Origin of the sequence: Nocardia wallacei, from assembly GCF_029869545.1 — a bacterium.
GTDB lineage: Bacteria > Actinomycetota > Actinomycetes > Mycobacteriales > Mycobacteriaceae > Nocardia > Nocardia wallacei_A.
Window position 1 is genome coordinate 1 of record NZ_JARWQD010000100.1, and the last position, 9,793, is coordinate 9,793.

8 protein-coding genes and 1 pseudogene are annotated in these 9,793 nt (G+C 70.4%); 5 read left to right on the forward strand and 4 right to left on the reverse strand.

Annotated elements, in window-relative coordinates; genetic code table 11:
- Positions 1-143 precede the first annotated feature (143 nt).
- Positions 144-950: a class I SAM-dependent methyltransferase gene (locus tag QH290_RS06615; protein WP_280382266.1), complete on the forward strand. Its 807-nt coding sequence runs from the start codon at positions 144-146 to the stop codon at positions 948-950.
- A gap of 32 nt (positions 951-982) precedes the next feature.
- Here the strand turns inward: QH290_RS06615 and QH290_RS06620 are convergent, their stop codons facing one another.
- The 3 genes and pseudogenes from QH290_RS06620 to QH290_RS06630 all read right to left on the reverse strand — a co-directional run bounded on the left by QH290_RS06620 (position 983) and on the right by QH290_RS06630 (position 2,921).
- Positions 983-1,405, reverse strand: a complete 423-nt coding sequence (locus QH290_RS06620; RefSeq protein WP_342213714.1) for a hypothetical protein — start codon at positions 1,403-1,405, stop codon at positions 983-985.
- A pseudogene (locus QH290_RS06625) lies at positions 1,400-2,353 on the reverse strand (FAD-dependent oxidoreductase); the annotation flags it as partial. The gene QH290_RS06620 and the pseudogene QH290_RS06625, both read right to left, overlap by 6 nt.
- A gap of 121 nt (positions 2,354-2,474) precedes the next feature.
- Complete coding sequence (locus tag QH290_RS06630) at positions 2,475-2,921, reverse strand: hypothetical protein (RefSeq protein ID WP_280261328.1); 447 nt, start codon at positions 2,919-2,921, stop codon at positions 2,475-2,477.
- A gap of 272 nt (positions 2,922-3,193) precedes the next feature.
- On the opposite strand from QH290_RS06630, the gene QH290_RS06635 reads away from it, so the two are divergent.
- Positions 3,194-4,519, forward strand: coding sequence for a cytochrome P450 family protein (locus tag QH290_RS06635; RefSeq protein ID WP_280261331.1), 1,326 nt, complete (start codon positions 3,194-3,196; stop codon positions 4,517-4,519).
- A gap of 55 nt (positions 4,520-4,574) precedes the next feature.
- Here the strand turns inward: QH290_RS06635 and QH290_RS06640 are convergent, their stop codons facing one another.
- Positions 4,575-5,489 carry a LysR family transcriptional regulator gene (locus QH290_RS06640; protein WP_280382267.1) on the reverse strand — a complete coding sequence of 305 codons (915 nt, stop codon included), beginning with the start codon at positions 5,487-5,489 and terminating at the stop codon, positions 4,575-4,577.
- 154 nt (positions 5,490-5,643) lie between these two features.
- On the opposite strand from QH290_RS06640, the gene QH290_RS06645 reads away from it, so the two are divergent.
- The 3 genes from QH290_RS06645 to QH290_RS06655 all read left to right on the forward strand — a co-directional run.
- Positions 5,644-7,026, forward strand: coding sequence for an MFS transporter (locus tag QH290_RS06645; RefSeq protein ID WP_280261336.1), 1,383 nt, complete (start codon positions 5,644-5,646; stop codon positions 7,024-7,026).
- A complete protein-coding gene (locus tag QH290_RS06650) occupies positions 7,023-7,769 on the forward strand; it encodes a 3-hydroxybutyrate dehydrogenase (protein ID WP_280261338.1) in 747 nt (248 codons plus the stop codon). Before QH290_RS06645 ends, QH290_RS06650 begins: the two co-directional genes overlap by 4 nt.
- 53 nt (positions 7,770-7,822) lie before the next feature.
- Positions 7,823-9,793, forward strand: a 1,971-nt coding sequence (locus QH290_RS06655; protein WP_425303558.1) for an acetoacetate--CoA ligase, incomplete at its 3' end; no start/stop codon positions are given.

A 9,793-nucleotide genomic window follows, 5' to 3' on the forward strand; every position in this document is an offset into this window, starting at 1 on the left:
GGCCCCCCCGGGCCTAAACCACCCACCCCCCCTCCACCAACCCCCGCGGTTCCTGGGGGGCCCCCCCCCAATTTTTGGGGGGCCCCCCCCCCACTATATCTCCGGGACCCGAAGCCGAACCCGAGCCGCACCGCGCGCGGCAGATGGCGGAATCCTTCGGCGTGGACGCCGAACGCTACGACCGCACCCGCCCGCCCTATCCGCCCGACCTGGTGGCAAGGATCATCGCCGCCACCCCGAGCCCCGGTGCCCGCGGCGTTCCCGGGCTCGATGTGCTGGACGTCGGGTGTGGGACCGGGATCGAGGCGCGGCAGTTCCGGGCGGCCGGGTGCCGCGTGCTGGGGGTCGAGCCCGACGGGCGGATGGCCGAGTTCGCGCGGCGCAGCGGGGTCGCGGTCGAGGTGGCGACCTTCGAGGAGTGGGATCCGGCGGGCCGGGATTTCGATCTCGTCGTCGCCGGAACCGCGTGGCACTGGGTGGATCCGGTCGCGGGCGCGGTCCAGGCGGCGCGCGTCCTGCGCCCCGGGGGCAGGCTCGCGGTGTTCTGGCATGTGTTCCAGACCCCGCCTGAGGTGACGGACGCGACCATCGCCGCCTTCACCCGCGCGGTGCCCGACTCCCCGATCGACATGCGGGTGATGCGGCAGTCCATGGGCGCCGACCGCACGATGGCCGACGCCTATCAGCCGATGTTCGACAAGGCGTCCGAGGGCATCCGGGCCGCGGGCGAATTCGGCACCCCCGAGCAGTGGCGCTTCGATTGGGAGCGCTCCTACACCCGCGACGAATGGCTCGACCAGATGCCCACCCACGGCGCCCTCACCCGCCTGCGCCCCGACCAGCTCGCGGACGTGCTGGGCGCCGTCGGCGACGCGATCGATACCCTCGGCGGCAGCTTCACGATGCCCTACGCCACCATCGCCGTGACCGCCGTGCGCGGCGGGGCCTAGCGGATGCGGGCGTACCGATCGCGGGATGAGCCTCAGGCCAGGGAGTCCAGGGCCGTCTCGATGGCGCGGTGGAAGGTGGGGTAGGCGTAGATCATGCCGCGCAGGGTATGGGTGGGGACCTCGGCGTGGACGGCAACGGCCAAGGCGCTCAATACTTCTCCGCCCTGCGGGCCGACCGAGGTGGCGCCGACCAGGACGCCGCGGTCCGCGTCCTCGACCAGCTTGATCAGCCCGGCGTTGCCGACCTTGTGGATCCAGCCGCGGGTGGAGGCGGCGAGGTCGGTGACGGCGGTGCGCACGGTCAGCCCGGCGTCGCGGGCCTCGGCCTCGGTCATGCCGACCGCACCGACCTCCGGATCGGTGAAGGTGACCCGCGGGACGGCATGGTACTGCGCGGGATCGGTTGCGGTGCCGAGGATGTCGGCGGCCGCGAGGCGCGCCTGATACATCGACATGTGGGTGAAGGCGCCGCGCCCGGTGATGTCGCCGATCGCCCAGACCCCGTCGGCGGCCCGCAGATGCTCGTCGACCTCGATATCGCGGGCTGATTCGTCCAGGCCCACCGCGCCGATTCCCAACGCCGCGAAATCGGTTCGGCGGCCGGTCGCCACCAGCAGCTGCCGCGCGTGCAGCGGCTCGCCCCGGTCCGGGTGCACGGTGAACCGGGTGCCGTCGTGTTAGATCCGCGTGGCCTCCACCCCGGAGCGGATCGAAAGTCCCTCGGCGGTCAGGGTTTCGGCGACGAGGTCGGCCGCCTCGGGTTCCTCCTTGGGCAGGATACGGTGCCGCACGATCACCGTGACCTGGGCGCCGAAGCGCGAGAAGATCTGGGCGAACTCCATTCCCACGGGCCCGCCGCCGAGCACGATCAGCGATTCGGGCACCGCGGTGGCGGCGACGGCCTCGCGATTGGTCCAGTAGGGCGTCTCGGCCAGGCCCTCGATCGGCGGAACCGCCGGTGCCGTACCGGGATTCAGCACGATCGCGCGGTCGGCGCGGAATACCCGCGGCCCGTCGGCGGTGGTCACCGTCACCTCGCCGGGGGCGCTGATGCGGCCCCAGCCGCGGACGAACCGTCCGCCCGCCTTCTCGAAGCGTTCCACCGCGACCGTGTCGTCCCAGTTGTCGGTCGCCTCGTCGCGGATGCGGGCCGCCACCGGACGCCAATCGGGTTGTGCCTGTGCGGATCCGGCCAACGCGCCGACCCGCCCGGCCTCGGCGAGCGCCTCGGCCGCGCGCACCATCATCTTGGTGGGCACGCACGCGTAGTAGGGGCACTCGCCGCCGACCAGCCTGCCCTCCACGCCGACGACCGCCAGTCCCGCCGTGGCCAGCCGTGTCGCGACGTCCTCGCCGCCCGGGCCCATCCCGATCACCACGGCGTCCACGGTCTCGATCGACATGCGTGCTCTCCTTCGACTCGGTGGTTACCGACCGCGCAGTGCGCGGCCGGTCACTGCGGTCCAGGCTCCCACGGACTCGGGTGACGCCGGGGCACGGCCCGCTGACGAATGTGTGACGCGGCTACCGCGCCAGGCGCTCGCGCGGGACCAGCAGCGCCAGCAGGGCGACGATCAGGCCGCCGACCAGCGCGTACAGGCCCCAGGCGCCGCCGAGCAGGTCGCGGTAGTCGTCGCGCAGCTGGTCGCCGAATCGCTCGTCGAGCCGCCAGCCGACCACGCCGAGCACGACCAGACCGGCCAGCACACCGATCCAGCCGATGGCGCGCGAACCGAACAGCGCGGCCAGCAGGACGATGGCCGCGATCACGAGCAGGAAGATCGCCAGCGAGGACTGGATCGAGGTGTTCTGACCGGCGATCTGGTCGAGCGTCTGCTCGGCGGCGAAGCCGTCCCGCAGGTCGGCGAGCTGCACGTCGCGCGCCTGGACCGAGCCGACGAGCGGGCCGAATGTCCCGACGGCGATGGCTACTGCGCAGGCGAACAGCACCAGGTGTACGAAAGTGCGCATACTCCACGGTATTGCCCGTGGCGTCGTGTGTATGCGGATTTGTCCCGATGACGCCAAATCGTGCGCTGACGGCGGTTTGGTGGGCGCGCGGCTACGACGTCAGGCGCACCCGGCGGCCCACCGAGGGCATGCCGTCGGGGTCGTCGACCCGCAGTCTATGTCGGCGACCCCGCAGTCCTGGTTCCGGTCGGACAACCAGTCGGGAATCGGCACGAATTCTCCTGCCACGCTGCCAGTTTGACCTCCCCGCCGTCTGCGGATACGGCGCGGCAGTGGGGAATTCGGTAGGTTGGGGCGAGCAGGGGGTGCCGCTGAGCCGGTCGGGCGGGACCGTCGTACAGGTCGCGCGGGAGAACAGCGAGGACAGCATGGCCGACAGTGAGGTCGCGAACCGGATCGAGGAGGTCGGCGCCGATTTCCACGCCGACCCGCAGCGGTACTACCGGCGCTGGCGCGAGAGCGGGCCCGTGCACCGGGTGCGCCTCGCCGACGGCGTCGACGGCTGGGTGATCATCGGCTACGCGGAGGGCCGCGCGGCGCTCAACGACCCGCGCCTGCGCAAGAGCGCCGCCGAGGTCTACGAGATCTTCGACCGGCGCCGCGATTCGGGCGTGGTGGCGAATGCGGAGACGCAGGCGCTGGCCGAACACATGCTCAACACCGACCCGCCCGACCACACGCGCCTGCGCAAGCTGGTGGTCAAGGCGTTCACGCCGCGGCGCACGGCGGCACTGCGGCCGCGTATCGAGGAGATCAGCGCGGCGCTGCTCGACGAGATGGCCCGCCACGACGAGGTCGACCTGCTGGAGGCGTTCGCAAATCCGTTGCCGGTCACGGTGATCTGCGAGCTGCTGGGCGTCCCGTTCGAGGACCGCTCCGACTTCCAGGCATGGACCCGGGTGCTGGTGGGCTCGGTCGGCGGGATCCAGGACCGCAACGTCGCCTCGGTCGCGATGTCGGAGTATCTGCGAAAACTGGTGGCCGCCAAGCGCCTCGAGCCCGGCGAGGATCTGCTGTCGGACCTGGTGCACGTGCGCGACGCCGGCGATCGGCTGTCGGAGTCGGAGCTGGTGGCGATGGTGTTCCTGCTGCTGGTCGCCGGGCACGAGACGACGGTGAATCTGATCGGCAACGGCACGTACGCGTTGCTGCGCAACAGATCTCAGCTCGAGGCACTGCGCGCCGATCCCGCCGCCGTCCCCGCGGCGGTGGAGGAGTTCCTGCGCTACGACGGCCCGGTCGGCTGGGCGACGGTCCGCTACACCGCCGAGCCGGTGCGGATCGGCGGCATCGACATCCCCGCGGGCGAACTCGTCTACGTCTCGCTGGCCGCGGGCAACCACGACCCGGCCCGCTATCGAGCCCCCGACAGTCTCGACATCGCCGGAGATCCGAGCGGGCACCTGGCCTTCGGGCACGGCATCCACTTCTGCGTCGGTGCCCCGCTGGCCCGGCTGGAGGCGGAGATCGCCTTCACCGCACTGCTGCGACGCTTCCCGGACCTGTCCCTGGCGCAGCCGGAGTTCGCGCCGCGCTGGCACCACGGCGCCCTCATCCGCGGCCTGGAGGAACTCCCGGTCCGCCTGCGGGAGAACTGAAGACGACCACAGCATTTCCGGATGTGCTGGACGTCGGGCCGGTGAAGCTGGAGGTTCACAGGCCCAGCAGGACATCGCGCTGCTCGGCCACGGTGGTCTGGAGGGCGTCGACCACCGCCGATACCTCGGGTCGGCGCAGGGTTTCGGCGCGGGCGACCAGCCAGTAGGTCAGGCGGACGGCCACCGCGTCGGGGAGCACCCGGACCAGGTCGGCGTGGCGGTCGGCCATGAAGCAGGGGAGCAGGCCCAGCCCGGCCGCCGCGCGCGTCGCCTCGACGTGCACGAAAACATTGGTGGACGAGACGGATTCGCGCATCATGGGCGCGAAACTCGAGGCCAGATCCAGGTCGTCGACCTGCAGCATCGAGTCGATGAAATAGACGAGCGGATAGCCGCCCAGCTCGTCGATGCGCCGCGGGACGCCGTGCTCGGCGAGGTAGTCGCGGGCGCCGTACAGGCCCAGGCAGTAGTCGCCCAGCGGCATCGCCTCGGCGCGGTGCACCTTCGGCCTGCCCACCACCACCTCGATATCGAGGCCGGACCGCTGCGTGGAGGCCCGGCGGGTGGCGGCCACGATCTCGACCGCGACCCGCGGATGCCGCCGCTGCACCCGCGCGGCCGACGGCGCCGCGATATAGGCGCTGAACCCGTCGGTCGCCGAGATCCGGACCACGCCCTCCAGTACGCGGCTGCCGTCGTCCTCGGTGGCCAGCGACCGGACCGCCGACTCGATCGCCTCGGCCGCGGCCAGCGCCTCGCGGCCCAGCTCGGTGAGCTCCCAGCCGCCGGTGACCCTGGTCAGCACCCGGCCGCCGAGGGTCTGTTCCAGCGCGGCGATGCGCCGCGAAATGGTGGTGTGGTTGATGCCGAGTTCCTCTGCGGCGGAGACGAATCGGCCGGAGCGGCCGACGGCCAGCAGCACCAGCAGATCGTCCGCGCTGGGGCGACGGCTCGCCGGGGACGCGCTCATATGTGCATTCTCGCAGATACCTCGTGCGGATCTGGGCATTGCGGTCGTCGATATCTGCACCAATACTCTTTCTGACCGTTGAATGTGTCGGCCGTCACAACACCGTGCCGAACATGCGCGCGGTCACGCGGAACGTTCGTGAAGGAGCAGTGCGATGAGGGTGCGGAGCGCGACGCCGCCGGGCGGCAGCGAGGCGAGCGGGCTGCGGCGGGTGGTGGCCGCGTCGATGGCGGGCACGGTCGTGGAGTGGTACGAGTTCTTCCTCTACGGCACCGCCGCGACGCTGGTGTTCAGCAAGGTGTTCTTCGCCGAGGGCACCAGCGATCTCGATGCCATCCTCGCCGCGTTCGTCACCTACGCGGTCGGATTCGCGGCAAGACCGTTGGGCGGCATCGTTTTCGGGCACTTCGGCGACAAATACGGGCGCAAGAAGCTGCTGCAGTTCAGCCTGCTGCTGGTGGGTAGCGCCACCTTCCTGATGGGCTGCCTGCCGACCTTTCAGCAGGTCGGATACTGGGCGCCCACGCTGCTGGTGACCCTGCGCTTCATCCAGGGGTTCGCGGTCGGCGGTGAGTGGGGCGGCGCGGTGCTGCTGGTCGCCGAGCACAGTCCGAGCCGCAGCCGGGGCTTCTGGTCGAGCTGGCCGCAGGCCGGGGTGCCCGTCGGGAATATGCTGGCGACCTCGGTGCTGCTGGTGCTGACCTCGACGCTGCCGGACGCGGCCTTCCTGAGCTGGGGCTGGCGCGTGGCGTTCTGGCTGTCGGCGGTGGTCGTGCTGGTCGGGTACTACGTGCGCACCAAGGTCACCGACGCGCCGATCTTCGCCGCGGCGCAGCGCGAGATGGAACAGGTGAAGGCGACCTCGTTCAGCGTGATCGAGGTGCTGCAGCGTTATCCCCGTGGGGTTTTCACCGCGATGGGGCTGCGCTTCGGCGAGAACATCATGTACTACCTGGTGGTCACCTTCTCCATCACCTACCTGAAGGTGCACGTGGAGGTGGACACCCAGGCGATCCTGTGGTGGCTGTTGGTCGCGCACGCGGTGCATTTCGTGGTGGTTCCGCTGGTCGGGCGGCTCAGTGATCGGGTCGGCCGGCGGCCGGTGTATCTGGTCGGCGCGGTGGCGACCGCGACGTGGGGCTTCTTCGCGTTCCCGATGATGGACAGCGGGCACAACGTGGTGATCCTGGCCGCGGTCATCATCGGCCTGGTCTTCCACGCGTTCATGTACTCGCCGCAGCCGGCGATCATGGCGGAGATGTTCCCGACCCGGATGCGGTATTCCGGTGTGTCCCTGGGGTATCAGGTGACCTCGATCGTGGCCGGTTCGCTGGCGCCGATCATCGCCGTGCGGCTGCTGGACCGCTTCGGGTCCGCGGTGCCGATCGCCTGGTATCTGGCCGCGGCGGCGGGTGTCACGCTGGTGGCCGTCGCCTTCGCCCGCGAAACCCGTGGCATAGACCTCGAATCGATCGACGATGCGGACTCCGCGCAGCGGCCCGGTGCGGCCGCCTCGATGAAAGTGGTTGCCGAATGAGGGATTTGACCGGACGTTCCGCACTGGTGACCGGGGGTGCCGGTGGTATCGGCGCCGCCTGCGCCCGCGAGCTCGCCGCACGTGGCGCACTCGTCACCGTCGCCGACATCGACGGGGTGGGAGCGAAGAAGCTCGCGCACGAGATCGGCGGAAAGGCGTGGGCGGTAGACCTTCTCGACGTGGGCGCGCTGCAGGAGCTGCGGCTCGAGACCGACATCCTGGTCAACAACGCCGGGGTGCAGAACGTCAGCCCGATCGAGGAGTTCCCGCCGGAGCAGTTCCGCGGGATGCTCACGCTGATGGTGGAGGCGCCGTTCCTGCTCGTGCGCGCCGCGCTGCCGCACATGTACGCGCGGGGATTCGGCCGGATCGTGAATATCTCGTCGGTGCACGGCATCCGGGCCTCGCGTTACAAGGTCGCCTACGTCACGGCCAAACATGCGCTGGAGGGCCTGTCCAAGGTGACGGCGGTGGAGGGCGGGCCGCACGGTGTCACGAGCAACTGCGTGAATCCCGGCTATGTGCGAACTCCCTTGGTGGACAAGCAGATCACCGACCAGGCCCGCGCCCACGGCATCCCCGAGCAACAGGTCCTCGAACAGGTGCTGCTCACCGAGAGCGCCGTCAAACGCCTCATCGAACCGCACGAGGTGGCGTCCCTGGTGGCGTGGCTGACGTCCGAGCCCGCCGGAATGGTCACCGGCGCCTCGTACTCCATGGACGGCGGATGGAGCGCGCGATGAGGGGCGCTCCAGCCCCGCCCGTCGAGGAAGACGGTACGCCGTCGGTGGTCGGTCTGGTGCAGGCGCAGTGGGTGCCGGGCGAGGCGGGCGTCCGAAACGCCCGGGTGAGTGATTTCGCGCGGTTCGTGGGGGAGCGGAACGGACTGGAGTTCGCGGACTATCGCGCGCTGTGGCGATGGTCGGTCGATGATCTGGCCGGGTTCTGGGGTGCGGTGTGGGAGTACTTCGGGCTCGGATCGGTGCCCGAGCGCGTGCTGGTCGCGGCGGATATGCCTGGGGCGCAATGGTTTCCGGATTCCCGGCTGAACTATGTGGATCAGGTGGTGCGGCACGCTCGGGATGATCGTCCGGCGATCGTGTCCGTGGGTGAGGGCGGCGAACCCGTCGAGATCTCGTGGGCGGAGCTGCTCGGGCGCACGGCGGCATTCGCGGACACGCTGCGGGAACTCGGTGTGCGCGAGGGTGATCGGGTGGTCGGCTATCTTCCGAACATTCCCGAGGCGGTGATCGCATTCCTCGCCACCGCGAGCCTGGGCGCGGTCTGGAGCGCGTGCGGGCAGGACTACTCGGCGAAGGCGGCCCTGGACCGGCTCGGCCAGCTCGACCCGGTGGTGCTGGTGACCGCCGACGGATATCGGTACGGCGGAAAGATCCACGACAAGCGCGACGAGATCGCGGCGCTGCGGGCCGGGCTGCGGGGCCTGCGGGCAACGGTTCTCGTGCAGCGCATCGGCACGGGGTCGTCCCTCGCGGGGCGGGTATCCGAGGGCGCGCTGCTCGACTGGGCGCTGGTCAGCACACCGGACGGCAGCGAAATCGCCACTGTGCCGGTCGCATTCGACCATCCGCTGTGGGTGCTGTATTCCTCGGGCACGACCGGCCTGCCGAAGGGGATCGTGCACGGGCACGGCGGCGTGGTCCTCGAACATCTGAAAGCGGTTGCGCTGCAGTCGGATATCGGCCGCGACGACACCTTCTTCTGGTACACCAGCCCGAGCTGGATGATGTGGAACTTCCAGGTCGCGGGCCTGCTGGCCGGAGCCACCATCGTGTGCTACGACGGCAGTCCCGCCCATCCGAGCCCGGATGCGCTGTGGGACTTGGCCGCCCGGACGCGCGCGACCGTGGTCGGTACCAGTCCGGGTTATGTGCTGGCCTGCATGAAGGCGGAGACGAACCCACGCCGGGATTTCGACCTCACCGGCATCCACACAGTCGGGATCACCGGATCGTCGTTGCCGCCCGAGTCGTCGCTGTGGCTGGGGGACAACATCGGTGACCACGTGCAGGTCTCGTCGCTCAGCGGCGGCACCGACGTGGTGTCGGCCTTCTTCGGCGGCGCGCCCACGGTACCGGTCTGGCCGGGGGAGCTGTCGGCGCCGTACCTGGGCGCCGCGGTGGCGGCATTCGACGAGACGGGGAGCCCCGTGCACGGTGCGGTCGGCGAGCTGGTGATCACGAAGCCGATGCCGTCCATGCCGGTGCGGTTCTGGAACGATCCGGACGGATCCCGGTATCGGAGTGCGTATTTCGAGATGTACCCCGGGGTGTGGCGGCACGGGGACTGGATCACCGTCACCGACCGCGGCAGCATCGTCGTGCACGGCCGGTCGGACTCCACACTGAACCGGCACGGCATTCGCATGGGTTCGGCCGATATCTACCAGGCGGTCGAGCGGCTGCCGGAGGTGGCCGAGGCGCTGGTGATCGGCGCCGAGCAACCGGGCGGCGGGTATTGGATGCCGCTGTTCGTGGTCTTGGCCGAGGGCGCCGCCCTCACCGACGAGTTGTGCCGACGGATCTACGCCACCATCCGCACCGAGGTCTCGCCCCGCCACGTGCCGGACGAGATCATCGCCGCCCCCGCAATCCCGCACACCCGCACCGGAAAACGACTCGAGGTCCCGATCAAACGCCTGCTGCAGGGCGCGGACCCCGAGCGAGTGGTGGGCCCCCCCCCCGGCGGCGACCCCGCCCCGCGGGGCAGGGTCGCCCCCCCGCCCCCCCGGCGCGCCCCCCCCGCG

Bases quoted from the DNA above. Each gene is read 5' to 3' on its own strand.
- QH290_RS06615 (WP_280382266.1), top strand. From the start codon at position 144: ATGGCGGAATCCTTCGGCGTGGACGCCGAACGCTACGACCGCACCCGC.
- QH290_RS06620 (WP_342213714.1), bottom strand. From the start codon at position 1,405: ATGTCGATGTATCAGGCGCGCCTCGCGGCCGCCGACATCCTCGGCACC.
- QH290_RS06630 (WP_280261328.1), bottom strand. From the start codon at position 2,921: ATGCGCACTTTCGTACACCTGGTGCTGTTCGCCTGCGCAGTAGCCATC.
- QH290_RS06640 (WP_280382267.1), bottom strand. From the start codon at position 5,489: ATGAGCGCGTCCCCGGCGAGCCGTCGCCCCAGCGCGGACGATCTGCTG.
- QH290_RS06645 (WP_280261336.1), top strand. From the start codon at position 5,644: ATGAGGGTGCGGAGCGCGACGCCGCCGGGCGGCAGCGAGGCGAGCGGG.
- QH290_RS06650 (WP_280261338.1), top strand. From the start codon at position 7,023: ATGAGGGATTTGACCGGACGTTCCGCACTGGTGACCGGGGGTGCCGGT.